Annotated in this window: 22 protein-coding genes; 20 read left to right on the top strand and 2 right to left on the bottom strand. The window is 67.4% G+C overall.

The genetic code is table 11. The features are described 5' to 3' along the window. The first annotated feature begins 6 nt into the window (after positions 1-6). From HV793_RS10510 to HV793_RS10455, 12 genes are all read left to right on the top strand, one after another. Positions 7-609 (top strand): YqiA/YcfP family alpha/beta fold hydrolase, encoded by a 603-nt coding sequence (locus HV793_RS10510; protein WP_054458319.1) that lies wholly within the window; start codon positions 7-9, stop codon positions 607-609. A 72-nt stretch (positions 610-681) separates the two neighbouring features. Further along, positions 682-2,586, top strand: a complete 1,905-nt coding sequence (locus HV793_RS10505) for a ribonuclease catalytic domain-containing protein (RefSeq protein WP_175213096.1) — start codon at positions 682-684, stop codon at positions 2,584-2,586. Between the two features lie 1,045 nt (positions 2,587-3,631). After that, positions 3,632-4,303 carry a response regulator transcription factor gene (locus HV793_RS10500; RefSeq protein WP_054459006.1) on the top strand — a complete coding sequence of 224 codons (672 nt, stop codon included), beginning with the start codon at positions 3,632-3,634 and terminating at the stop codon, positions 4,301-4,303. Beyond that, positions 4,290-6,776, top strand: coding sequence for a sensor histidine kinase (locus tag HV793_RS10495; protein ID WP_054459004.1), 2,487 nt, complete (start codon positions 4,290-4,292; stop codon positions 6,774-6,776). The genes HV793_RS10500 and HV793_RS10495 overlap by 14 nt, the downstream gene beginning before the upstream one ends. Before the next feature lie 152 nt (positions 6,777-6,928). Next, entirely contained in the window at positions 6,929-8,026 is a 1,098-nt protein-coding gene (locus HV793_RS10490) for an ABC transporter substrate-binding protein (protein ID WP_054459002.1), read from the top strand. Between the two features lie 144 nt (positions 8,027-8,170). Continuing rightward, positions 8,171-9,943 carry an ABC transporter permease gene (locus HV793_RS10485; protein WP_175181757.1) on the top strand — a complete coding sequence of 591 codons (1,773 nt, stop codon included), beginning with the start codon at positions 8,171-8,173 and terminating at the stop codon, positions 9,941-9,943. Further along, positions 9,936-11,024: an ABC transporter ATP-binding protein gene (locus tag HV793_RS10480; RefSeq protein WP_119450718.1), complete on the top strand. Its 1,089-nt coding sequence runs from the start codon at positions 9,936-9,938 to the stop codon at positions 11,022-11,024. Before HV793_RS10485 ends, HV793_RS10480 begins: the two co-directional genes overlap by 8 nt. Before the next feature lie 129 nt (positions 11,025-11,153). Next, positions 11,154-12,053, top strand: a complete 900-nt coding sequence (locus tag HV793_RS10475) for a TonB family protein (protein WP_119450721.1) — start codon at positions 11,154-11,156, stop codon at positions 12,051-12,053. Then, the gene (aroE, locus tag HV793_RS10470) at positions 12,050-12,913 is read left to right on the top strand and encodes a shikimate dehydrogenase (protein ID WP_054458996.1); all 864 of its coding nucleotides are present in this window, start codon (positions 12,050-12,052) and stop codon (positions 12,911-12,913) included. The genes HV793_RS10475 and aroE overlap by 4 nt, the downstream gene beginning before the upstream one ends. A 5-nt stretch (positions 12,914-12,918) precedes the next feature. Beyond that, positions 12,919-13,641, top strand: coding sequence for a monofunctional biosynthetic peptidoglycan transglycosylase (mtgA, locus tag HV793_RS10465; RefSeq protein ID WP_054458994.1), 723 nt, complete (start codon positions 12,919-12,921; stop codon positions 13,639-13,641). Between the two features lie 79 nt (positions 13,642-13,720). Beyond that, complete coding sequence (lptG, locus tag HV793_RS10460) at positions 13,721-14,899, top strand: LPS export ABC transporter permease LptG (RefSeq protein WP_054458992.1); 1,179 nt, start codon at positions 13,721-13,723, stop codon at positions 14,897-14,899. Next, positions 14,896-15,729 carry a symmetrical bis(5'-nucleosyl)-tetraphosphatase gene (locus tag HV793_RS10455; protein WP_054458990.1) on the top strand — a complete coding sequence of 278 codons (834 nt, stop codon included), beginning with the start codon at positions 14,896-14,898 and terminating at the stop codon, positions 15,727-15,729. The genes lptG and HV793_RS10455 overlap by 4 nt, the downstream gene beginning before the upstream one ends. Before the next feature lie 203 nt (positions 15,730-15,932). On the opposite strand, the gene HV793_RS10450 is transcribed toward HV793_RS10455, so the two are convergent. Next, positions 15,933-16,478, bottom strand: a complete 546-nt coding sequence (locus HV793_RS10450; protein WP_175213176.1) for a hypothetical protein — start codon at positions 16,476-16,478, stop codon at positions 15,933-15,935. Next, positions 16,478-17,413: a LysR substrate-binding domain-containing protein gene (locus HV793_RS10445; RefSeq protein WP_054458988.1), complete on the bottom strand. Its 936-nt coding sequence runs from the start codon at positions 17,411-17,413 to the stop codon at positions 16,478-16,480. Before HV793_RS10445 ends, HV793_RS10450 begins: the two co-directional genes overlap by 1 nt. A 167-nt stretch (positions 17,414-17,580) precedes the next feature. Here HV793_RS10445 and gtdA point away from each other — a divergent pair, with 167 nt between their 5' ends. From gtdA to HV793_RS10405, 8 genes are all read left to right on the top strand, one after another. Further along, the gene (gtdA, locus tag HV793_RS10440) at positions 17,581-18,633 is read left to right on the top strand and encodes a gentisate 1,2-dioxygenase (RefSeq protein ID WP_175213095.1); all 1,053 of its coding nucleotides are present in this window, start codon (positions 17,581-17,583) and stop codon (positions 18,631-18,633) included. Positions 18,634-18,711: 78 nt separating this feature from the next. Next, positions 18,712-19,410 carry a fumarylacetoacetate hydrolase family protein gene (locus tag HV793_RS10435; RefSeq protein ID WP_175213094.1) on the top strand — a complete coding sequence of 233 codons (699 nt, stop codon included), beginning with the start codon at positions 18,712-18,714 and terminating at the stop codon, positions 19,408-19,410. 17 nt (positions 19,411-19,427) lie between these two features. After that, the gene (gene maiA, locus HV793_RS10430; protein ID WP_054458981.1) at positions 19,428-20,066 is read left to right on the top strand and encodes a maleylacetoacetate isomerase; all 639 of its coding nucleotides are present in this window, start codon (positions 19,428-19,430) and stop codon (positions 20,064-20,066) included. Then, positions 20,063-20,446 (top strand): chorismate mutase, encoded by a 384-nt coding sequence (locus HV793_RS10425; RefSeq protein ID WP_054458979.1) that lies wholly within the window; start codon positions 20,063-20,065, stop codon positions 20,444-20,446. The genes maiA and HV793_RS10425 overlap by 4 nt, the downstream gene beginning before the upstream one ends. Continuing rightward, positions 20,439-21,428, top strand: coding sequence for a Bug family tripartite tricarboxylate transporter substrate binding protein (locus tag HV793_RS10420; RefSeq protein WP_175213093.1), 990 nt, complete (start codon positions 20,439-20,441; stop codon positions 21,426-21,428). The genes HV793_RS10425 and HV793_RS10420 overlap by 8 nt, the downstream gene beginning before the upstream one ends. 46 nt (positions 21,429-21,474) lie before the next feature. After that, positions 21,475-22,827 (top strand): FAD-dependent oxidoreductase, encoded by a 1,353-nt coding sequence (locus HV793_RS10415; protein WP_054458974.1) that lies wholly within the window; start codon positions 21,475-21,477, stop codon positions 22,825-22,827. 18 nt (positions 22,828-22,845) lie between these two features. Next, positions 22,846-24,057 carry a 3-hydroxybenzoate 6-monooxygenase gene (locus HV793_RS10410; protein ID WP_054458972.1) on the top strand — a complete coding sequence of 404 codons (1,212 nt, stop codon included), beginning with the start codon at positions 22,846-22,848 and terminating at the stop codon, positions 24,055-24,057. 29 nt (positions 24,058-24,086) lie between these two features. Beyond that, positions 24,087-25,262 carry an ABC transporter substrate-binding protein gene (locus HV793_RS10405; protein ID WP_054458970.1) on the top strand — a complete coding sequence of 392 codons (1,176 nt, stop codon included), beginning with the start codon at positions 24,087-24,089 and terminating at the stop codon, positions 25,260-25,262. Positions 25,263-25,299 lie beyond the last annotated feature (37 nt).

The following is a 25,299-nucleotide window of genomic DNA, read 5'->3' as shown; positions in this document are numbered from 1 at the left end:
CGAGCCATGATTCTTTATCTGCACGGTTTCCGTTCCTCGCCGACCTCCTTCAAGGCCCGGATGATGGCCGACGCCATGGCCGAACGCGGCCTGTCGGCGGCCTGGGCCTGCCCGCAACTGCCCGCCAGCCCGCGCGAAGCCGTCGCGCAGGCGTTGGACATCGCCCGGCGCCAGCTGGCAGGCGCGGACTCGCCCCGTGCGCTGACCATCATCGGCTCGTCGCTGGGCGGCTTCTATGCCACCTGGCTGGCCGAACAGCTGGGCTGCAAGGCGGTGCTGCTGAATCCGGCGGTCGAGGCCGCCCGCGACCTCGCCACCCAGATCGGCGAGCACCGCATGTATCATTCCGACGCGCCGTTCGTCTTCCTGCCCGAATACGTGGACGAACTGGCCGCCATCCATGTCCCCCGCATCTCCCAGCCCGACCGCTACCTCCTGGTAGCGGCCACCGGCGACGAGGTGCTGGATTGGCGCGAGATGCGCGACCGCTACGCGGGCTGCCGCCAGCGCATCGTGCAAGGCAGCGACCACGGTTTGTCCGATTTTGCGGACTGGATGCCCGAAGTGCTTGAATTCGCCCTTGGCGACAAGCAGGTTCGCCCCCAATAATCAGTATCAGACTTCTACACTCTATAAGCAGCGCAAGGCGGCGCGTGCGCGCCGCCCAGGACGATCCCCACCATGTATGTGTTTTACGAAGACGACGGCAGCTTCAAGGCCGGCAATATCCTGTCCGAGACCGACGCCAGCCTGCAGGTGGAATCGGAATCCGGCAAGCGCAGCAAGATCAAGCGCGCCAACACCTTGTTCAACTTCGCCGCGCCCGAACCGGCCGCGCTGATGATCCAGGCGGCCGCGACCGCCGAAACGCTGGACCTGCAATTCCTGTGGGAATGCGCGCCGCAGGATGAATTCGATTCCCCCGCGCTGGCCGCCGACTACTTCGGCCACGCGCCCACGCCGGTGGAACAGGCCGCGCTGCTGATGCGCCTGCACGGCGCGCCGGCGTACTTCCACCGTCGCGGCAAGGGCCGCTACCGCCCCGCCCCGCCGGACATTCTGGCCGCCGCCCTGGCCGCGCTGGAGAAAAAGCAGCGCCAGGCCGAGCAGCAGCAGGAATGGGTGGATGAAATGGCTGCCGGACGCCTGCCCGAGCCCATCGCCCAGGCCGCGGAGTCGCTGCTGATCCGCCCGGACAAGAATTCGCAGCAATGGAAGGCGCTGGACGCCGCCTGCGCCAAGCTGGGCAAGAGCCCCGACCGCCTGCTGCTGGAACTGGGCGCCTGGCCGCATGCGCTGGCGCTGCACAAGCGCCGTTTCCTGGCGGTGAATTTCCCGCGCGGACTGGCGTTCCCGGATCTGGAACTGCCTGCCATCGACCGCGAGCTGCCGTTGTCCGACGCCGAAATCTATTCGGTGGACGACGTCACGACCACGGAAATCGACGACGCGCTGTCCGTCTCCACCTTGCCCGACGGCCGCCTGCGCGTCGGCGTGCACGTGGCGGCCCCGGGCATTACCGTGACCCGCGACAGCGATTTCGACAAGCTGGCGCGCGCGCGCCTGTCCACCGTCTACATGCCGGGCGACAAGATCCCCATGCAGCCGGACAGCATCATCCAGGCATTCTCGCTGGACGCCGGCCGCGAAGTGCCGGCGCTGTCCCTGTACGTGGTGGCCGATCCGGAAACCGGCGAAATCATCGAATCGGAAACCCGCCTTGAACGTATCGTGGTGCGCGAGAATCTGCGCCATAACATGCTGGACGCCCAGGTCACGGAAGCCAGCCTGTCCGATCCGTCGGCCGACCTGCCCTACGGCCATTGGCTGCGCCCGCTATGGAAGCTGGCGCAGGCCTTGTCGGCGCAACGCGAAAACGTACGCGGCAAGCCGGAAAACAATTCGCGGGTGGAGTACAGCTTCTACCTGGACGGCAACCCCGACGATCCCGACACGCCGGTACGCCTGGTGCCGCGCCAGCGCAACGCGCCGCTGGACCGCATGGTGGCGGAATACATGATCCTGGCGAACAACCTCTGGGGCGGCCTGCTGCACCAGCATGGCGTGCCGGGCATCTACCGCTCGCAACAGGCGGGCCGCGTGCGCATGAGCACCCAGGCCCTGCCGCACGAGGCCATCGGCGTGCCGCAGTACGCCTGGAGCACTTCACCGCTGCGCCGCTATGTGGACTTGGTGAACCAGTGGCAGTTGATCGCTGCGGTCGAGCACGGCGTGTCCGCCCGCCTGGTCGCCCCTTTCAAGCCGCGCGACGCGGACCTGTTCGCCATCATCGGCGCCTTCGATGCGCAATACGCGGCCTGGGCGGAGTTCCAGAGCGCGATGGAACGCTACTGGTGCCTGCGCTGGCTGAAGCAGCACAACGTGACCCGCACGGTGGCGCACGTGCTGCGCGAGGATCTGGTGCGGTTCGCTAATGCGCCGCTGGTGACTCGGGTGGGGGGAATGCCGGAGCTGGAGCGGGGGACTGCGGTGGAGATTGATATTCTGGGGATGGATGAGTTGTCTCTGGAGCTGGATTGCCGGTATATCGGAGAGATCAGTCCGGCTGTGGGTGGGCAGGAGTAGGTTTCTTTTGCTCCGGCGTCTTTGGGCGATGCGCTGCGATTTCTTCGTAGGCCGCCCGTCGGCGCGGGCGCCTGAGGGGTGGGCGCCCACGATTGCGGTCCGGAGCCTTCGCTCCGGACTGCCCCTTCGTCATCTTCGTCCAGGCCTTCGGCCTTCCCTTCAGATTCCCTCGGGCGCATCGAGGTTGCCCACCCCTCAGGCGCCCGCGCCGACGGGCTGCTTGAATCTTGGACTGATGCGCTGCTAGAGCCGTGGTCAGGGGCGATTCTTGTGCTGCCCGTCATTCTCGGCCGCGCGGGCGGCCGTGAATGACATACGTGATTTTCTGAATTTCGATTGTGTTCGCTTGCGCGTATGCGACGAATGGTTTGCTATTGGTCTCCAGCTCTTGGGGGATGGCGGTTATGGGTGGCGCGCGACGGACAGCCGCTTGCGCATGCAGATCCGGACGCGCGCCACCCATCCGGCATCCGCGTTGAAGTGACGATTACTGGCCGCCCCGTGCACTTGGCCATCGCCCCCAACGCAGCGCCCTACCAAACCCAGACCCGGTTCTCACTTGCCATGCGTGTCACCACGAGAACGTCCCCCTCCACCAGCGCGTAGCGCCATCACGCGACGCAAGACGCCACGTAAGCCCCAAAAGGCCGCCCGCGCGGCCGGCCTGGGGCGGGCCCCGCAAGACACGCCACCACCCACTATCCGTGGCCAGAACGCCAAGCACACCGCCCGTCCCAGCGCCCGTGAAGTTTCAACCAGCCGAGCCTGTCGCGTCGGCGGCCTGCGGGGCGCGGGGCGTCGATAAGCCCGAGGGAATCTGAAGGGAAGGCCGAAGGCCTGGACGAAGATGACGAAGGGGGGGGCCGCCGAGGCAAGTCCGGAGCGAACGCTCCGGACCGCAATCGTTGCCCCGCGCCCCGCAGGCCGCCGACGCGACAGGCGCCTTAAGAACCTACCACCACCGCAAGCACCAAACCCCAAACCCACAGAACCATCCCAGCCCTTTACACTCCCCCGAAAGCCACAAAAGACACGGAGACAACACATGCGCATTTTGCTGGTCGAGGACAATCTCGATCTCGGCGATGCCGTGGAAAGCAAGCTGCGTTTCGCCGGCCATAGCGTGCAATGGGTACGCGACGGCGTGGCGGCGTTGCGTTGGGGCCTGGACGAGACCTGGGACGCCCTGGTGCTGGACATCAACCTGCCCGGCAAGGACGGCTTCACCGTCATCCGGGAATTGCGCGCCGCCGGTCTGGAAGCCCCCGTGCTGGTCATGACCGCACGTTCCGAAATCGAAGACAAGATCGACATGCTGGACCTGGGCGCCGACGACTATCTGGTCAAGCCCTTCGACCTGCGCGAACTCGAAGCCCGGCTGCGCGCGCTGATGCGCCGCCCCGCCGGCCAGACCAGCAGCGTCACCGTCTATGGCAATCTCAGCCTGGACCTTGCCAACCGCAATGTCAGCGTGGCCGGCGCGCCTCTGGAGCTGGGCCGGCGCGAATTTCGTCTGCTGGAGATCCTGCTCGGCAAGCTGGGCCAGACCGTCGCCAAGGAACGGCTGATGAACCAGCTCTTCGACCTGGACGACGGCACGCTCAATGCGCTGGAGCTGCTGATATCGCGGCTGCGCAAGAAGCTTACGGGCGCCTCGATCGATATCGTCACCGTGCGCGGCGTCGGCTATCAGGCCCGCAGCCATGAAGAACCCTGAAAACTTTTCCATCCGCCGCCGTGTCTTCGCGCTGGGCGTGCTGCTGCTGGCCTGCGCGCTGATCGGGCTGGTGTTCTTCCTGCGCGGCTACGCGCAGCGCGCGGCGGAACAGGCGTTTGACCGGCTGCTGGCGGCGTCGGCGCTGACCATCGCCGGCTCGGTGCAGATCGAAGACAACAACGTCACCGTCGAACCGCCGGTGTCCTCATTGGCCATGCTGTCCGGCGGCGAGCGCGTGTTCTACGAGGCCCGCACCTCGAACGGCCGCCTCATCACGGGCTACGACGACCTGGCGCCCGGCATGCCGCTGGCGCAGTCGGCCACGCCGGTGTTCGCCTATCTGCGCTATCACGACGAACCCGTGCGCGTCGCCACCGTAGGCCGGCTGGTGTCCGCCAGCCAGCATGCGGGTTGGGTGACGGTGCGAGTGGCCGAGACGCTAGGCTCGCGCGAGGCCTTGGCCGACGAGATCCTGGGGCGCACCGCACTGCCGCTGGTAGTGGTGTCCCTCGTGGCGCTGGGCCTGCTGTGGTTCGGGGTGCAACGGGCCTTCGCGCCGCTGGCCGTGGTGGAGCGCGAATTGCGCAGCCGCGCGCCCGACGACCTGGCGCCGCTGGTGACGCCTGTGCCGCAAGAAGTGCGACGGCTGGTCGAAGCGCTGAACGCCTTCATGCAGCGCCTGTCCGGCGTCATGGGCACGCTCAACACCCTGGTGGCGGATGCCGCCCACCAGGTCCGTACGCCGCTGGCCTCGCTGCGCGCCCAAGCCGAAGTCGCCCTGGAAGAAACCGATCAGCAAAGGCTGCACGCGCGCCTCGAACGCATCCATCTGAACGCCACCCATGCCAGCCAGTTGATCAATCAGCTGCTGATGGATGCCACCATCACGCACCGCCTGGGCAAGGGATCGCGCACGCTGGTGGGCGTAGCCGAGACCGTCAACGAAACGCGCCGCCGCATCGGCCCGCTGGAAGCGCAGCGCCTGCGCATCGAGATCGCGCCCGAGGTCCGCCGCGCCCGCATCGCCGGCGACCGGGTCGCCTTGCGCGAAATGCTGCGCAACCTGGTGGACAACGCCCTGCGCTATGCGCCCGACGGCCCCGTGGACATCCAGGCCACGCCCGTGGCGGGTTTTCGCGTGGCGCTCACCGTGTCGGACCGCGGGCCGGGCGTGGCCGACGACGAAAAGGACGCCGTGCAGCAGCGCTTCACCCGCGGCCGCGCCGGCGAAACGCAGCCCGGGTCGGGACTGGGGCTTTCCATCGTGCGCTCGGTGGCGGCCGCCCACGGCGGTTCGCTCTGGCTGCAGGACCGTCCGGGCGGCGGCCTGACGGCGCGCGTGATCCTGCCGCTGGCGCGTTCCGCGCCGGGGCGCGCAGCAGCCGCCTGCCTGGGCGCGCTGTGCATGGCGGGCCTGCTGCTGGGCTCGGCCCCCGCCGAGGTACGCGCCGCCGACATCGCGGAAGTCGTCACCCGCTACCCCGCGCCGCAGCCCACGTCCCGGGTCCTGACCATCGCCGGACCCACGGACACGCCGGTGGTCGCGCCGCTGATCCAGGGCTTCCAGTCGCAACGGCCGGACGTCACCGTGGTGTACCGCGAGATGGGCAGCCGCGAGCTCTACGAAGCGGCCGTCGCCGGGCAGTTGAAGGACGTGGACGTGCTGATGAGTTCGGCCTCCGACCTGCAGATCCGGCTGGCCAACGACGGCTATGCGCTGAGCTATTCCTCGCCCTACGCCGCCAAGCTGCCCTCCTGGGCCATCTGGCGCCACGAGGTCTATGGCTTCACCTTCGAGCCGGCCGTCATCGTCTACAACCCCAAGCGCTATACCGAAGCCACCGTGCCGCGCTCGCGCCAGGACTTGTTGCGCCTGCTGGAACGCGACGCCGCGAAGCTGCGCGGCCGCATCGGCACCTATGACATCGCAGCCAGCAGCGTGGGCTATCTGCTGGCCGAGCAGGACGAGCTGGTGTCGTCGAACTTCTGGGGCCTGGCCAACGCCATGGGCCAGGCCGGCGTGCGCCTGTCGGCCACCAGCGCCGAGATCCTGGACGCCATCGAGAACGACCAGATCGACATCGGCTACAACATCCTCGGCTCCTACGCGCTGTCGCGGCAGGCCGCGGGCGCGCCCATCGGCGTGGTCTTTCCGCAGGATTACGTGCTGGTGCTGGCGCGCTCGGTGCTGATCGCGCGCACCGCGCCCACCCCGGAGCTGGGCCGGGCGCTGGTGGACTGGCTGCTGTCGCCGGCCGGACAACAGGTGGCGTCCAGCCATGCGGCGCTCGGCTCCATCATGGAAGACACGCCTGGCCGCTGGACCTCCGAAGCGGTGCTGGCGCGTTCCCAGGGCATCGTGCAGCCGGTGGTGCTGAGCCCCGCCCTGCTGGTCGGCCTGGACCAGCGCCGCCATTCGCGCTTCGTGCAGAACTGGATCCGGCTGGTGACGGACACGCCCGCGCGGCCGTAAGGATCGAACGCGCTCGCGCCCACGCCGCCCAGGGATTTCCCCTAGACGCATCCTGCCGCCATGACAGGACGACGACAGACGCCGGCTCCTAAGATGCCCGCAAGCTGGACACGGATCCCGCTCCAACCACAAGACTCATCGGAGACACACCCATGCTTGCCAAGTCCCAACTGGCGGCCGCCTGCGCCGCTGCATTCGCCCTTGCCGCCGGCAGCGCCTTTGCGCAGCAAGTGCCGGCCGGCTACCCGGCCGACTACCAGAAGATCCTGGACGGCGCCAAGAAGGAAGGCAAGGTCGTCATCTATTCGACCACCGATACCAAGGCCGCTGGCCCCGTCATCAAGGGCTTCGAAGCGCTGTATCCGGGCATCAAGGTCGAATACAACGACATGAACAGCACCGAGCTCTACAACCGCTACATCAGCGAGCAGGCGGCGGGCGGCACCAGCGGCGACGTCGTCTGGAGCTCGTCGATGGACTCGGCGCTGAAGCTGGCCAGCGACTACGCGCTGCAGTACAAGTCGCCGGAAGTCAGCAAGCTGCCGGCCTGGGCGGTGTGGAAGGATTCCGCCTACGGCACGACCTACGAACCGGCCGTGTTCATCTACAACAAGCGCCTGATCCCCGCCGCCGAAGTGCCCACCACGCACGGCGCCCTGGCCAAGCTGATCGCCAGCCAGCCGGACAAGTTCAAGAACAAGGTCACCACCTACGACATCGAGAAGTCGGCCGTGGGCTTCATGCTGGCGGTGCAGGACAAGGTCAACGACCCCAAGTACTTTGAAACGCTCAAGGGCATCGCCGCAGGCGGCCTGATCGTGCAGTCGTCCACCGGCACCATGATGGAACGCGTGTCCTCCGGCGAAAACCTGATCGGCTACAACATCCTGGGTTCCTACGCCGAAACGCGCGCCAAGAGCGACCCGTCGCTGGGCGTGGCCTACCCGACCGACTACGCGCTTGTCCTGTCGCGCGTGGCCTTCATCAGCAAGAAGGCCAAGAACCGCAACGCCGCCAAGCTGTGGATGGACTACATGCTGTCGCAGAAAGGCCAGACCATCCTGGCGAACCAGGCCGACCTGGCCTCCGTGCGCGACGACATCGAAGGCGACAACGATGTGGACGGCATGACCAAGAAGCTGGGCGCCTCGCTCAAGCCGATTCCGGTCAACGAAACGCTGCTGGACTACCTGGAACAGAACAAGCGCCTGCAGTTCATCAAGGACTGGCGCGCCGCGGCTGGCAAGTAATGCCGCGCAGCCCGGAGCCACGGTTCCGGGCCGCCTCGCGCGTAGGGGACGGCAGCGCGCCGCAGTCCCCCTGACCGCCGCCGGGGCGGTCGCCCCCGACCCGGCCGCGCGACCTTCGCGCCATTCAAGAACACAGGATTCCCCATGCAGTCATTGCGCTCGAAATGGCAGTCCCTGCCCCGCGGCGTGGTGGTGCTGATCACGGCGTTGGCCATCTACGTGCCGCTGTCGTTCATCATCATCCAGAGCTTTCTGTCCGCGCCCTTTTTCACGCCGTCCAAGACTTTCAGCCTGGACGCGTTCCGCTTCATCTTCGCGGACCCCGATTTCTACAAGGCCCTGAAAAGCGGCTTCATCCTGGCCTTCGGCCTGGCCGTCATCGCCATCCCGCTGGGCGGCATGCTGGCCTTCCTGATGATACGCACGGACCTGCCCGGCCGCCGCTGGATCGAGCCGCTGATCCTGGTGCCGGTGTTCGTGTCTCCCATGGTGCTGGGCTTCGGCTATGTGGTGGCCGCGGGCCCGGTGGGCTTTTTCTCGACCTGGGCGCAAAACATCCTGGGCTTCGTGCCCTGGAACGTCTATTCGCTGACCAGCATCGTCATCATCGCCGGCCTGACTCACGTGCCGCACGCCTACCTGTATATCTCGTCGGCGCTGCGCAGCATGGGTTCCGATGTCGAGGAAGCCGCGCGCGTGTCCGGCGCCTCGCCGCTGCGCGTGATGGTGTCGGTCAGCCTGCCCATGGTGCGTCCGGCCATGCTGTACGCCACCGTGCTGCTGTTCTTCCTGGGGCTGGAGGTGTTCGGCCTGGTGCTGGTGCTGGGCGATCCGGAAGGCAACCTGGTGCTGGCGACCTATCTGTACAAGCTCACCAACAAGCTGGGCATCCCGTCCTATCACCTGATGGCCGCCGTGGCCGTGGTGCTGATCTGCATGACGATCCCGCTGGTGATGCTGCAGCGCCGCCTGATGCGCACCGCCAACCGCTTTGTCACGGTCAAGGGCAAAGCCTCGCGCGCCCGTGCCCTGCCGCTGGGCAAGTGGCGCTGGGTGGCCGGCGGCGTGGTGGCGTTCTGGCTGCTGGTGACCATCGTGGTGCCGCTGCTGGGCGTGCTGCTGCGCGCGTTCGTGTCCAACTGGGGCATGGGCGTGTCGCTGCTGGACGTGCTGTCGCTGGATGCGTTCCGCACCGTGTTCTCTCAGCCCAACCTGATGCGCGCCATCGTCAACTCGGTGGCCATCGGTGTGTTCGGCGGCGCGCTGGCCGTGTTCTGCTACATGTTCGTGGGCCTGGCCATGCACCGCAAGCCGGACAACGTCACGCGCTTCATGGACTACAGCGTGCTGGTGCCGCGCGCGGTGCCGGGCCTCTTGGCCGGCCTGGCGTTCCTGTGGGTGTTCCTGTTCGTGCCGATGTGGCTGGACAACGCCCTGGACGAAGGCGGCTGGCTGTCGGCCCTGCCCTTCGCGGAATGGCTGCGCGAGAACTTCATCGAATGGCTGCGCGCCATGCGCAGCACCATCTTCAGCGTGTGGCTGGCCTACACGGTGGTGTGGATGGCCTATGGCCTGCGGCTGATCTCCTCGACCCTGCTGCAAGTGGGCCCCGAGCTGGAAGAAGCCGCCCGCAGCGCCGGCGCGCGCCGCGGCCAGGTCACCCGCCACGTCACGGTGCCGCTGGCCAAGTACGGCCTGATCGGTTCCTGGCTGCTGATGTTCCTGATCTTCGAGCGCGAATATTCCACCGGCGTCTACCTGCTGTCGCCCGGCACCGAAACCATCGGCTCCATGCTGGTGTCGCTGTGGGCCTCGGGCGCCATCGACATCGTGGCCGCGCTTTCCTTCATCAATATCGTTCTGGTCGTGATCGGCCTGGGCGTCGCCCTGCGATTCGGAGTCAAACTTCATGATTGAGCTTTCTGTAGAAGACCTGCACCTGGATTACGGCGACAACCCGGTGCTCAAGGGCGTGTCGATGCAGCTGCGCCAAGGCGAAGTGGTGTCGCTGCTGGGCCCTTCGGGCAGCGGCAAGACCACGCTGCTGCGCGCCGTGGCCGGCCTGGAAGGCCCCAAGCGCGGCCGCATCACCATCGGCGAGCGCGTCGTCTACGACGGCGCGGCCAGGAAGGAGGTCCCGGCCGAAGAGCGCAACCTGGGCCTGGTGTTCCAGTCCTACGCACTGTGGCCGCACAAGACCGTGTTCGAGAACGTGGCCTACCCGCTCAAGCTGCGCAAGGTGCCCGGCGCCGAGGTGCGCGAACGCGTGCAGGCCGTGCTGGACCAACTGGGCCTGGGCAAGCTGGGCCAGCGCCATCCGCACGCCCTGTCCGGCGGCCAGCAGCAGCGCGTGGCCATCGGCCGGGCGCTGGTGTACAGCCCGCCCGTCATCCTGCTGGACGAACCGCTGTCCAACCTGGACGCCAAGCTGCGCGAGGAGGCCCGCGCCTTCCTGCGCGAGCTGATCATCCGACTCGGCCTGTCGGCCTTGATGGTGACCCACGACCAGAGCGAAGCGATGGCGATTTCGGACCGCATCCTGCTGCTGAACAACGGCAAGATCGAACAACAGGGTACGCCGCAGGAAATGTACGGCTCCCCGTCCACCCTGTTCACCGCCGAATTCATGGGCAGCAACAACCGGCTGGACGGCAAGGTCACCGAGGTGCGCGATGGCCAGGCCCGCATCGAAGGGCGCGGCTGGTCGCTGTGGGGCAAGGCCAGCCCGGGGGTGGCCCAAGGCCAGGACGGCACCGCCGTCATCCGGGTGGAGCAGGTACGGCTGGCGGACGACCCCGACGGCAACCACGTCGACATGCCGCTCCTGACCAGCATGTATCTGGGCGACCGCTGGGAGTACCTGTTCCGCACCCCCGACGCCGACCCGGCCCATACCCTGGCCCTGCGCGCCTACGGTCCCGAAGGGCGCGAGCCCGGCCCTTGCCGGCTGTCGCTGCCCGCCAGCAAAGTCTGGGTCTTCCCCCGCACGGTCGGCTGAGGCGCCTGCTGGCCTGCGCCCCGGTCTGTTACAGACCCGGGGCCCAGGGCTTACGCGCGCCAGGCCTAGGCTTTCCGTGTGAGCCGCTACTGGCGCCCGGCAGACCTGGACTCGCTCTACAATGCGCACGTGCAACGCCTCGCTGATTCCCCCTCCTCGCTGAGCCGTTACCTGCGGTGGCTGGGCGCACCCGCCCAGCATTACCTGCGCATCGGCATCGCGATATCGCTGTTGGTGCACGCCGGCGCCCTGGCGTGGCGCTTCGGCGCGCCCGCGCTCTCGCGCCCGCCGGCCACCAGCCTGGAAGTCGTGCTGCTCAATGCCCGCAGCGAGACGCCCCCGGAAACCCCGCGCGCGCAGGCCCAGAACCAGATGACCGGCGGCGGCAACGCCGAACGCGGCATGTCCACCACCCCGCTGCCCCGCACCGGCGAATCGGCCGAAACCATCGTGCTGGAGGCCATGCGGCGCCGCCAGGTGCAGCTGGAAGCCGAACAGACCCGCCTGATGACCCAGCTGCGCGCCGCTGACAAGGCTGGCGCCGAGCGCCAGGCCGTCAACCCCTGGCCCGACGGCGCCGACCTCGGTCGCGACGCCGAGGACCAGGCCAGCATCATCCAGAGCGCCCAGGTGGCCGCCCTGGCGGCGCGGGTCCAGCAATACAGCGCCGAACCGCGCAAGCAATTCGTCGCGCCTTCCGCCGAGGCCTCGCGCTACGCCGCCTACCTCGACGCCTGGCGCACCCGCATCGAAACGGTCGGCACCCAGCATTACCCGGACGAGGCCCGCGGCCGCATCTACGGATCCCTGCGTATCACGGTGTCGGTGCGCGCCGACGGCAGCATCGCCAACGTCGAGATCGACCAGCCTTCGCCGCATGCCGTGCTGAACCAGGCGGCCCGCCGCATCGTCCAGCTGGCCGCCCCCTTCCCGCCGTTCCCGCCCGATATCGCGCGCGACACGGACGTGCTGGTCATCACCCGCACCTGGCATTTCGTCAACGACACCCTGGAAACACAAGCCCCATGACCGAGGCGCCCCCTCTCGCCAGATACGCCGTCATCGGCAACCCCATCGCGCACAGCCGCTCGCCCCAGATCCACGCCATGTTTGCCGAACAGACCGGCAAGCCGCTGCGCTACGAGCGCCTGCTGGCTCCGGTGGACGGCTTCGCCCAGGCGGTCGCCGCCTTCGTCGCCGAAGGCGGGCTGGGCCTGAACGTAACCGTGCCCTTCAAGCTGGACGCCTATGCCCTGGCTGCCGGTCGCCTGTCCAGCCGCGCCCGCCTCGCCGGCGCGGTCAACACCCTGTCCTGGCGCGACGGCGCCTGGCATGGCTGCAATACCGATGGCGTGGGCCTGGTGTCCGACCTGCTGCGCCTGGGCGTGCGCCTGACCGGGGCGTCCGTGCTGCTGGTCGGCGCGGGCGGCGCCGCCCGCGGCGTGCTGCAGCCGCTGGCCGAAGCCGGCTGCGCCCGCATCCATATCGTCAACCGCACCGCATCCAAGGCGGAAGAACTGGCCGCTTCCTGGCGCGAGAGCGGCGTGTCGCCGCAGACCGCGGTCACGGGCGGCAGCCTGGCGGACGCCGCCCTTGCCGGCGGCTGGAACCTGGTCATCAACGCCACCGCCAGCGGCCTGCAGAACGCCGCCCCGGACCTGCCCCCGGGCCTCTATGCGCCCGGCGCGGCCGCCTACGACATGATGTACGGCGCCCAGCCCACCGCCTTCATGCAACAGGCCCAAGCCGACGGCGCCGCACTTGCGGCCGACGGCCTGGGCATGCTGGTGGGTCAGGCGGCCGAAAGCTTCTACATCTGGCATGGCGTGCGTCCTGACCCCGCCCCCGTGCTGGCCGCGCTGCGCGAGGCGCTCAAGGCCGGGCAATAGACGGCATGGCGACGCGCAAGGGCCGCTCCTGGTTCCGGATCATCAGCGGCGCGCTGATGGCGCTGGTGTGCCTGGTGCTGCTCTATCAGTTCTGGCTGTTCGCCCAGGTGGTCTGGTACAACTACCGCCCCCCGGGCAGCAGCGCCATCATGCGCGAGGAACGATCCCGCCTGAGCGACGGCAACCCCGATTTCGAGCTGAAGTACGAATGGGTGCCCTACGACAAGATCAACCGCAACCTCAAGCGCGCGGTCGTGGCGTCCGAGGACTCCAACTTCACTGAACATGACGGCGTCGAATGGGACGCCATCCGCAAGGCCTGGGAATACAACCAGAAGCAACAGGAAGCCGGCCGCAGCAAGATGCGCGGCGGCTCCACCATCACCCAGCAGCTGGCCAAGAACCTGTTCCTGTCCAGCTCCCGCAGCTACATCCGCAAGGGCCAGGAACTCGTACTCACCTACATGATCGAACACGTCATGAGCAAGGAACGGATCCTGGAGCTGTATCTGAACGTGGCGGAATGGGGCGAAGGCGTGTTCGGCGCCCAGGCCGCCGCCAAGCACTATTTCAATACCTCCGCCGCCAACCTCGGGGCCAGCCAGTCGGCCCGGCTGGCGGCCATGCTGCCCAACCCGCGCTTCTATGACGCCCACCGCAATACCCGGTACCTGAACTCCCGGGTGGGCGTCCTGACGCGGCGGATGCAGATGGTCGACATCCCCTGACACGGATCCGGCCCTCCGGCCCCACCCTGAGCGGCGGGATTTGTTAAGCTTTCGGGTTTAGGCGTTCCTCCTTTTCTTCATGCGTACCGCACGTCGCTACCTGGCCCGCGAGATCTATCGCTCTTGCGCAGTGGTCCTCATGGCCCTGCTGGGCCTTTTCACGTTCTTCGCGCTGGTGGACGATCTGGACAACGTCGGCGACAAGTTCTCCATGATGGCCCTGCTGTACATGCAGGCCCTGGCGATCCCGACCCGTCTCTACGACCTGTTGCCCATCGGCCTGCTGATCGGCGCCATCCTGGCGCTGGCGGGGCTGGCCCAGCGCAACGAACTGGTCATCCTGCGGGTATCCGGCGTCAGCGGCATGAAGCTGCTGCGCATGCTCTGGATCGTCACGATCCCGCTGATGATAGGAGCGGGCCTGCTGTCCGAGTACGTCACGCCCTGGGCCGAAATCAAATCCGGCGAGGCCAACCTGCTGTTCCGCGGCAAGGCCGGCGGCGACCGCCTCAAGAGCGGTTACTGGTTCAAGGAACCCACCGCCAACGGCGGCACCCGCATCATCAACATCGGCGAACTCAAGGGCGACGGGCAGGTCAACTCCGTGATCCTCTACGAATTCAAGAAGGATCAGACGCTGTCCGCCCTGTCAACCGCGCCGACCGGCCTGTTCACGCAGGGCGACCTGCTGCTCAAGGACGTCACCGAAACCCGGCTGGACGACGACGCCGCCGAGGCGCTGGCCAACGCGCGTCCGCCCAAGAACCCGCCCGCCACCGTGGTCAAGGTGCCCGAGCGCAATATCGACACCACGCTCAGCGCCGAGCGCCTGCTGGCCCGCGTGCTGACCCCTGAACGCATGTCCATCGCCACGCTGCTGGACTATGTGGACTATTTGCGCAACAACCAGCTGCAATATGGTCGACAGGTCGTCGCCTTGTGGCGCAAACTGGCGTATCCGTTCACCCTGCTGGTCATGATCACCATTGCCGCTCCCATCGGCTTGATGCAGACACGCCGCGGCGGCGTAGGCGCCAAGGTTTTCATCGGCATCCTGTTGGGCGTAGGCTTCTTCATGCTGAACCAGTTGGCCCTGAACGTGGGCATGCTGGGCAAATGGCCGGCCTGGCTGACCGCCCTGGGTCCGAACATCGGCGCCATGATCGTGGCGTTGGGCGCCATGGGCTACATGGAGTACCGCCACACCATCACGCGGATCGCGCAACAACGTTGGCCTTGGAGCAAAAGTCCCGCATGAACGGCAGTATCTGGATGATCGGCGACGTGCAGGGCTGCTGCTCGCCGCTGGATCGCTTGCTGTCCCACCCCGAACTGGTCGGCGACCCCCAGTCGCGCTTCTGGTTCGCCGGAGACCTGGTCAACCGCGGTCCCGAATCGCTAGAAACCCTGCGCCGCATCATCGACCTGGGCGACCGCGCGACCTCGGTGCTGGGCAACCATGACCTGCACCTGCTGGCCACCGCCGCGGGGGTACGCAAGCCGTCCAAATCGGACACGCTCGAGGACGTCCTGCGCGCGCCGGACGCGGCCGACCTGATCAACTGGCTGCGCTTTCGCCCGCTGGCCCACTTCGAACAGAACCACCTGCTGGTCCATGCCGGCACGCTGGCCAAATGGGACGTGGCCAAGACGCTGGCGCTGGCCGGCGAAGTCCAGGACGCCCTGCGCGGGCCGAACTGGCAGAAGGCGCTGCAAAAGATGTACGGCAACGAGCCGGCCACGTGGAAGGAAGACCACAAGGGCGGCAAGCGCATGCGGGTCATCATCAACGCGCTGACACGCATCCGCCTGTGCACGCCCAATGGCCACATGGAATTCGCCACCAAGGTGACGCCGGGCGCCTGGCCGACCGGCCTGGTACCTTGGTTCGACGTACCCAACCGCGCCACGCGGAACGTCACGACGGTGTTCGGGCACTGGTCTACGCTGGGGTTGCTGCAGCGGCCGGACGTGATCTGCCTGGATACGGGGTGCGTTTGGGGCGGGTCGCTGACGGCTTTGCGATTGCAGGATCGGAGGCTGGTGCAGGTGAAGTGTTCGCAGTTTCAGGATCCGTTGTCGGAGTAGGGTTGAGGCTTGCTCCGTCGCACCAGGTGCTTCGTAGGCCGCCCGTCGGCGCGGGCGCCTGAGTGGCGGGCGCCCACGATTGCGGTCCGGAGCCTTCGCTCCGGACCGCAATCGTTGCCCCGCGCCCCGCAGGCCGCCGACGCGACGGGCGCCTTAAGAACCTACAGCCTCCTCAAGAACCCACAGCCTCAAAAACCAAACCATCACCCCCGCCGCTCCATATACCTCCGCGCCATCTGATACCCCGCAAACACATAAAACCCATTGCTATTGAGCACCAGCCAAGCCCCCAACCCGCCAAGCAAAGCCACCACCGGCCCCACCGCCCGAACATCTCCCTGCGTCCACGCGATCACGCCCAGGAAGCCGACAGCAATCAAGCCCAAGGCCAGCCGCTTCAGCACCACCAGGCCGAATGCATGCCCGCCCATGAAGGCCACCACGCCAATGGCCAACGCCAGGGCCGTCGCCGCACAGACCAGCACCAGCGCGAACGCCGCCAACGCCGGCCCCGCGCCGCGCAGCAGCAGGCTCAGCAGACCTATCCCCACGCCCAGCCCGCCTGTCATCACCAACACCGCCAACACCAGCGGCGACCACATCCCCGGCGGCGCGCGACGCGCATCCATCTCCGCCACGAAGCGATGCATCGCCGCCGACGCAGCCGGTTGGTCCTGATCCGGCAGCGCCGCCTCCAGCTTGCGGCACTGCGCGATCAACGCGTTCAGGCCCGCCCGCGGCGCCTCCATCATGCCCTCGCCGCGCCCGGCGCATGTTCCGCCACCGTGCTGCGCAAGGCCGCCATTGCCTCCTGCACCGCGATCGGACGGAACGCATCCTCGCGCCAGTACATCGCCACCGACCCGAAGCCCGACAGACGCACCGGAATGATCCGCATCGCCCGCATCTGCGAAAACCGCAGCGCCGCCCGGTGCGAAGCCACCCCGATCATGTCGCTGTTATTGATCAACGTGAGATTGATGGTCACCGAATTCGATTCGACGTGGTCCGGCGGCGGCGCCTGGCCCGCCGCCGCCAGCGCCGCGTCCACCGCATTGCGGATAGGCGTGCCTTTTGGCCACAGGATCCAGCGGTAAGACAGCAGGTCTGGCCAAGAGGGCTGCTCGATCGCGAACAGCGGATGGCGCGGCCGCGCAACCAGGTGGATGGGTTCCAGGTACAGGGCCTCGAAGCGGATCGCCGGGTCGTGATGCTCCGGCGCCGAACGCCCCACCACGATGTCCAGGTCGCCCTGCGCCAACTGCGCCAGCAACTGGTCGGTCGTACCCTCCACCAGCTTCACGCGGGCCTGCGGCATGCGCTCGAGCAGCTTCATCACCGCCAGCGGCACGGTGTCCGACGCCGACGCGCCCGACGCGCCTATCACCACCCGGCCGCCGCCGCCCTCGCGCAAGGCCGCCATGTCCGCGCTGGCGCGATCCAGTTGCGCCTCCACCCGCTGGGCATGCGCGATCAGCACGTCGCCGTGCGGCGTGGGCCGCAGGCCGCGCGCGTGCCGTTCGAACAGCGGCAGCCCGATGTCGTCTTCCAGATCCTTCAGCCACTTGGACAAGCCCGGCTGCGTCGTATTAAGCATCGCCGCCGAATGGCTGATGTTGCGGGTCTGGGCCAGGCTGAGCAGCATTTTCAGATTGCGCAGGCGCAACCGGTGGGTCCAGTCCATGCAGGCCCTCGTCTCGTCTATGTATATTCTTATTGGTATGGATAATAAGATAAATTCATTTCAAAACACATAGCTCCTTACGCATAATCGTCTCCATATCAGGACCAGCCGCGAGCCACGCGGCGGCCACGCGAAGCCGGCGCCAGCCGGACATTCCGGAGACAAGCATGCCCGACGGTCACACCCCCGGCGCGGACCGCGCCGCCTATTACGCACGCATCGCCAGAAAACACATGGCTCCCTTGTGGGAGTCGCTGCACAACCTGGTGCCGCGCGAACCCGCGCCGCGTTGCGTCCCCGCCATCTGGAAGTACGAAGACGTGCGCGACGACGTCATGGCGTCCGGCTCGCTCATCACGGCGGAAGAAGCCGTGCGGCGCGTGCTCATCCTGGAGAATCCCGGCCTGCCCGGCCAGGCCAGCATCACGCAGAGCCTGTATGCGGGCCTGCAGCTGATCCTGCCCGGCGAAATCGCGCCCAGCCACCGCCATACGCAGTCGGCGCTGCGCTTCATCGTCGAAGGCCGCGGCGCCTACACCGCGGTCAACGGCGAACGCACCACCATGCACCCCGGCGACTTCATCATCACACCGTCATGGACCTGGCATGACCATGGCAACGCCGAAACCGCCGAAGGCGGCGAGCCTGTGGTCTGGCTGGACGGCCTGGACATTCCGCTGCTGCGCTTCCTGGACGCGGGTTTCGCCGAAAACTATCCCTCGGCCACACAACCCGTGACCCGCCCCGAGGGCGACAGCATGGCGCGCTACGGCCACAACATGGCGCCCGTGCGCCACCAGACCTCCAGCGGCACATCGCCCATCTTCAACTACCCCTATGAACGCAGCCGCGAAGCCCTGGACCAGCTCTACCGCCACGGCGAACTGGACCCCTGGGACGGCGTGAAGCTGCGCTACCTGAATCCGGCCACCGGCGGCTACCCCATGCCGACCATGGCGACCTTCATGCAGTTCCTGCCCTCCGGATTCCAGGGCAAGACCTACCGCAGCACCGACTCCACGGTCTACAGCGTGGTCGAAGGCCGCGGCACCGCGCGCATCGGCGACCAGGAATTCCACTTCGGCCCGCGCGACGTCTTCGTCGCGCCGTCCTGGCAGCCTGTGCAGCTGGCCGCGCTGGACGACGCCACCCTGTTCAGCTATTCCGACCGCCCCGTGCAGGACGCGCTGGGCGTGTGGCGCGAAGCGCGCGTCGGCTAAAGGCCGGCGCGCTCCCTCCACTTCCGTATCAGGCCGGGGCCGCGCCAGGCCCCGCCCCGCATTCCTCAAAGGTGACCCATGTCTTTCGTCTTCGACCCCGCCGCTCCCATCGCCGTGCCCGTTGCCGGCAGCCAGGACAGCTTCCCCGTGCGCCGCGTCTATTGCGTCGGCCGCAACTATGCCGCCCATGCCCGCGAAATGGGCTTCGACCCCGACCGCGAACCGCCGTTCTTCTTCTGCAAACCGGCCGACGCCGTGGTGCCGGTGGCTGAAGGCAGCACCCTGTCGCTGCCCTATCCTTCCGAGACCGCCAATCTGCACTATGAGATCGAACTGGTGGCGGCCATTGGCAAGGGCGGCGCCAACATCGCCGTCGACGACGCGCTGCAGCACGTCTGGGGCTATGCCGTGGGCCTGGACATGACCCGCCGCGACCTGCAGATGAAGATGCGCGAAGCCGGCCGGCCCTGGGAACTGGGCAAGGCCTTCGACCTGAGCGCGCCCATCGGCCCCCTGCATCCTGCCGGCGCGGTCAAGAACATCGACCTGGCCGCCATCTGGCTGCAGGTCAACGGCGCCGACAAGCAAAGAAGCGACATCGGCAAGCTGATCTGGTCCGTCGCCGAAACCGTCGCCTACCTGTCCAAGTACTTCCGCCTGGAAGCCGGCGACCTGATCTACACCGGCACCCCCGAAGGCGTGGGTCCGGTGGTGCGCGGCGACAAGATGGTCGGCGGCGTGGACGGCCTGGGCACGCTCAGCGTGCAGATGGTGTGAACCTTCCAGGAACCCGCATGCAACTGCACAGCTTCTTCAATAGTTCCACCTCCTATCGCGTGCGCATCGCGCTGGCGCTCAAGGGTTTGCCGTACGAGTATCTGCCTGTGAACCTGCGCAAGCAGGAGCAGCGCGCGGCGGATTACGTGGCCAAGAATCCTTCCGCGGGCGTGCCCCTGCTGATCGATGGCGACACCCAGCTGTCGCAGTCGCTGGCCATCGTCGACTACCTGGACGCCACCCATCCCGAGCCGCGCCTGATCCCCGCCGGCACGCTGGAGCGCGCCCGCGTGCTGGAGCTTTCCGACGCCATCTCCTGCGACATCCACCCCGTCAACAACATGCGCATCCTGCGCTATCTGCAGGACGTGCTGGGCGCCAGCGAAGAACAGAAGAACGCCTGGTATCACCACTGGATCCGCGAGGGCATGACGGCTGTGGAAGCGCTGCTGGCGCGCCACGGCCATGGCGCCTACTGCTACGGCGACGCGCCCACCCTGGCGGACTGCTGCCTGGTGCCGCAGATGGCGAACGCCCAGCGCATGGGCTGCGACCTGTCGGCCTATCCGCGCGCCATGCGCGTCTATGAACACTGCAATGCGCAGCCCGCCTTCCAGCAGGCGGCTCCCACCCAGCAACCGGACTACACCAAGTGAGCAACCAGGAACCCGACACCCAGGGCGCGCCGCTGCGCGAATACACCGATCCCGCCTACCGCCCGCTATGCGCCAACCTGGCGGAAGTGCGCGCCAACATCGACAGGCTGGACGATGAGATCGTGCGCCTGATCGCCGAACGCGCCATGTACGTGAAGGACGCCGCGCGCTTCAAGCGCGACGCCTTCCAGGTCAGCGCCCCGGCCCGCCAGGCCCAGGTCTTCGAAAAGGCGCGCCTGCTGGCCGAACGCCACAACCAGGGTTTCGCCAACCTGGACCAGGTGGTGGACGCCACCTATCGCGCCATGGTCGCGGCCTTCATCGCCAACGAACAAACCTACTTCAACACCATGAAGGATCTCGGAGACACCCATGCATAAGCCCTACGCGCGCCGTATCGCCGCCCATGCCCTGATCCTGGGACTGGCCGCGCTTGCGCCGCTGGCCGCCGCGCAGGCCCAGGCCTGGCCGGCCCAGCCGCTCAAGGCCATTGTGCCCTTCGGCCCGGGCTCCAGCCCCGACCAGGTGGCGCGCATCGTTGGCGAAAAGGCCGGCGCCATCCTGGGCCAGAGCATCGTCATCGAGAACAAGCCGGGCGCCAGCGGCAACATCGGCACCTATGCCATCGCCAACGCCAAGCCCGACGGCTATACCTTCGGCGTGTCCATTACCGGCCCGCTGGTCAACAATACTCTGCTGTTCGACAAGCTGCCCTATGCGCCGGCGACCGACCTGGCGCCGCTGACGCTGGCGGTGCACCAGCCCAATGTGCTGGTCGTGCCCTCCTCGGCCGGCATCGACAACATCGGCCAGTTGCTGGAAGCGCTGAAGAAGAATTCGGACAAGTACAACTTCCCTTCCACGGGCGCCGGCACGGTGTCGCACCTGGCCGTGGAACTGATGCTGCAGCAGACCGGCGCGCGCGCCACCCACGTGCCCTATCCCTCGTCGCCCGCGGCGCTGACCTCGCTGCTGTCCGGCGACACGCAGTTCGCCGCGCTGCCGCCCATCGCCGTCATGCCCATGGTGAAGGATGGACGCCTGAAGGCCCTGGCCGTCACCTCCTCCAAGCGCTCCGCCCTGCTGCCCGACATCCCGACGCTGGCCGAAGTCGGCGTGCCGGGCATCGAGGGCTCGGCGTGGATCGGCTTCGTGATCTCGTCCAAGGTTCCCGCCGACATCCAGAAGAAGCTGTCCGACGCGCTGATCCAGGCCATCCGTGATCCCGAGGTCACCAAGCGCCTGCAGGCTCAGTTCATGGATCCCGCCGGCACCACGCCCGCCGAGTTCCGCGCCTACATGGACGACGAACTCAAGCGCTGGGAGCCGCTCATCAAGAAGCTGGGCATCAAGGGCCAGTAAACCGGCGCCCGGCCACGCCGCGCAACCCAAACAAGGAGAACACGGGATGCTCATCACCGAACCCGCCCGCCAGGTTCCGCTCTACGGCGAATATGAGGTCGTCGTGCTGGGCGGCGGCCCCGCCGGCCTGTTGGCCGCCGCCAGCGCCGCGCGCAACGGCGCCAGCGTGCTGCTGGTGGAACGCTACGGATTCCTGGGAGGGATGGGCACGGCGGCCGGCGTATCCAACTTCTGCGGCCTGCACGCGAACATCCGGGGCGACATCCGCCAGGTGGTCCACGGCATGACGGACGACCTGCTGGACCGCATGCGCGCCATGGACGGGCTCAACGAGCCTCACCTGATCCTGGGCAAGATCCACGCCCAGGCTTATGACATCTCGGCCTTCAAGTGCGCCGCCGACGGGCTGGTCCAGGCCAGCGGCGCACAGGTGCTGTTCCATGCGCTGGCCACCGGCCTGGCGCGCGGCGCCGACGGCAACGTGGATGCGCTCTTCCTGGAAACCAAGTCCGGCCGCTGCGCCGTGCGCGCCAAGGTCTATATCGATTGCTCGGGCGACGCCGATATCGCCCAATGGGGCGGCCTGCCCTTCGAGAAAGGCGACGAGCACGGCGGCATGCTCTATCCCACGCTGATGTTCAAGGTCGGCAATGTCGACGGCGCCCGCGCGCAGGAAGCCTGGAAGACCATCCCCCAGCTGATGGACCAGGCCGCGGCCAGCGGCGAATTCACCTTCCCGCGCCGCGGCGCCATCGTGCGCCCGCAAAAACACGACTACGAGTGGCGGGTCAACGTGACCCAGCTGGCCAACGCCGACGGCAGCGCGGCCGACGGCACCGACGCCGATTCCCTGTCGGCCGGCGAACTCGAAGGCCGCCGCCAGATCGTGCAATACCTCGCCTTCCTGCGCGCCAAGGTGCCGGGCTTCGAGAACGCCTATGTGCTGGACATCGCGCCGCAGCTGGGCATCCGCGAGACCCGCCGCATCGTGGGCGAGGCCGTTCTGAGCAAGGAAGACGTGTTGGGCTGCGCCGACTTTCCGGACAGCATCGGCGTCAATGGCTGGCCGCTGGAAATGCACACGGCCGGCGACGTGCAATGGCTCTGGCCGCCGATCCCCGAGTCCCGCGGCTATAACCAGCTGCCATTCCGCATGATGGTGCCCAAACGCGCCCCGGGCGTGGCGGGCAATGTGCTGGTGGCCGGGCGCTGCGCCTCGATGACGCACGAAGGCCAGTCGGCGGCGCGCGTAAGCGGCAGCTGCTTCGTCATGGGCGAGGCCGCGGGCACAGCGGCTGCCATGGCGCTGCGCGCCGGCATCGCCCCCGGTGACGTGCCCATTTCCGCCTTGCAGGCGCAGCTGGTGAAACAAGGCGTGTTCCTGGGCGGCCAGGACTGAACGGCGCGGAGGCCATACATGAACGCAACGCAAACCGATAAATCCGTGATCGTGGTGGGCGGCGGCATCGGCGGCCTGGCCGCGGCGCTGGCGCTGACCCGGCAAGGCATCGCCGTGCAGCTGCTGGAGCAGGCCGCGCACATCGGCGAAATCGGCGCCGGCATCCAGCTCGGTCCCAACGCCTTCGCGGCGCTGGACGCCCTGGGCGTGGGCCAGACCGCGCGCGCCCGCGCCGTGTTTACCGACCACATCATCATGATGGACGCGGTGGACGCCCGCGAAGTGGTGCGCATCGATACCGGCGAGGCCTTCCGCGAGCGCTTCGGCGGCCCCTATGCCGTGATCCATCGCGCCGACATTCACCTGTCCATCCTGGAGGCCGTGCAGCAGAATCCGCTGATCAGCTTTCGCACCTCCACCCAGATCGCCTCCATGTCGCAGGACGACAAGGGCGTGGAAGTCGTGGACACCCAGGGCAACCGCTATCGCGCCGACGCCGTAGTAGGCGCGGACGGCGTGAAGTCCGTGATCCGCGAACGCATGGTAGGCGACCCGGCGCGTGTGACCGGCCACGTGGTCTACCGCGCCGTGGTCGAACGCGAGAACATGCCCGAGGAGCTGCGCATCAACGCCCCCGTGCTGTGGGCTGGCCCGCACTGCCATCTGGTGCACTACCCCTTGCGCGGCGGCCAGCAATACAACCTGGTGGTGACTTTCCACAGCCGCGAACAGGAAGAATGGGGCGTGCGCGAGGGCAGCAAGGAAGAAGTGCTGTCCTACTTCCAGGGCATCCACCCGCGTCCGCACCAGATGCTGGACCGCCCCACGTCCTGGAAGCGCTGGGCCACCGCCGACCGCGAGCCCGTGGAACGCTGGGGCCAGGGGCGCGTGACCATTCTGGGCGATGCCGCCCATCCCATGACGCAATACATGGCCCAGGGCGCCTGCATGGCGCTGGAGGACGCGGTGACATTGGGCGAAGCCGTGAAGCAATGCGGCCAAGACCTGGAGGCCGCGTTCCGCCTGTACGAATCCGTCCGCATCCCGCGCAGCGCGCGGGTGGTGTGGTCCACGCGCGAAATGGGCAGGCTCTATCACGCGCGGGGCGTCGAACGCACCGTGCGCAACATGCTGTGGACCGGCCGCAGCCAGTCCCAGTTCTACGACGCGTTGCAGTGGCTGTATGGCTGGAAGGTGGAAAACTGCCTCGCGGGGCAATCCTCTCAATAGAAAAAATGCAGGCACCCAAGGAGACAACCATGAGAAAAACCGCAATCCGCGGCAGCGCCGCCCTCGTGCTTGCGCTGACCGCGTTCGCGGCCGGCGCGCAGCAAAAGCCGGTCGACATCGGCTTCATCGGCACCCTGTCCACGCCCGCCGGCTACATCGGCGAAGACGAGCGCGACGCCTTCATGCTGGCGGTCAAGGAAGGCGGCGGCAAACTCGGCGGCGTGCCGGTCAATGTGCGCGTGGAGGACGACGCGCTCAAGCCCGCCAACGCCAAGCAGATCGCCGACAAGATGGTGCAGGGCGGCGTGCGGCTGTTCACGGGCATCAACTTCTCCAACGTCATGGCGGCCGTGGGGCCGACCGTGCTGAACGCGGGCGGCTTCTATGTCAGCCTGAACGCGGGCCCCTCCAACTACGCCGGCAAGGCCTGCAACCCGAACTACTTCTCGGTGGCGTTCCAGAACGACTCCTACGCCGACACCGCGGGCCTTGCCGCCAACGAGCTGGGCGCCAAGCGCGTGGTCATCATGGCGCCCAACTACCAGGCCGGGCGCGATGCGGTGGCCGGCTTCAAGCGCACCTACAAGGGCGAGATCGCCGACGAGATCTACACCAAGCTGGAACAGGCCGACTTCTCGGTGGAACTGGCGCGCATCCGCTCGCTCAATCCCGACGCCATCTTCCAGTTCCACCCCGGCGGCGCGGGCATCAACCTGACCAAGCAATTCGCCAACTCCGGCCTGGCCGACAAGATCCGCATGATCACGCCCATCTACTCGATGGACGACCGCATGCTGGCCGCGACCGGCAATGCCGGCAAGGGCTTCTACCTGAGCTCGTTGTGGAGCGCGGATCTCGACAACCCGCAGAGCAAGCATTTCGTCGAAGCCTTCACCAAGGCCTACAACCGCGCGCCCACCGCCTATGCGGCCCAGGCCTACGACACCGCCAACCTGATCGGCTCCGCACTGAAGGCCGTGGACGGCGACATCACCGGCCGCGCTGACGACTTCCGCAACGCGCTGCGCCGCGCCGACTTCCCCAGCGTGCGCGGCAAGTTCAAGTTCGGCCCCAACCAGCACCCGATCCAGGACTGGTACCTGCTGCACATCGAGGCCGGCCCCGACGGCAAGCTGGTCTACAAGAACCTGAAGGTCATCGCCCGCGACCATACCGACGTGCACGCCGCCGACTGCAAGATGTAAGTCCGCACGACGCCCGGCGGATTGCGCGCAGTCCGCC

Origin of the sequence: Achromobacter aegrifaciens (assembly GCF_902859965.1) — a bacterium.
In the GTDB taxonomy this organism is placed as follows: domain Bacteria; phylum Pseudomonadota; class Gammaproteobacteria; order Burkholderiales; family Burkholderiaceae_B; genus Achromobacter; species Achromobacter aegrifaciens.
This window is presented reverse-complemented; position numbering and strand designations above follow the sequence as displayed.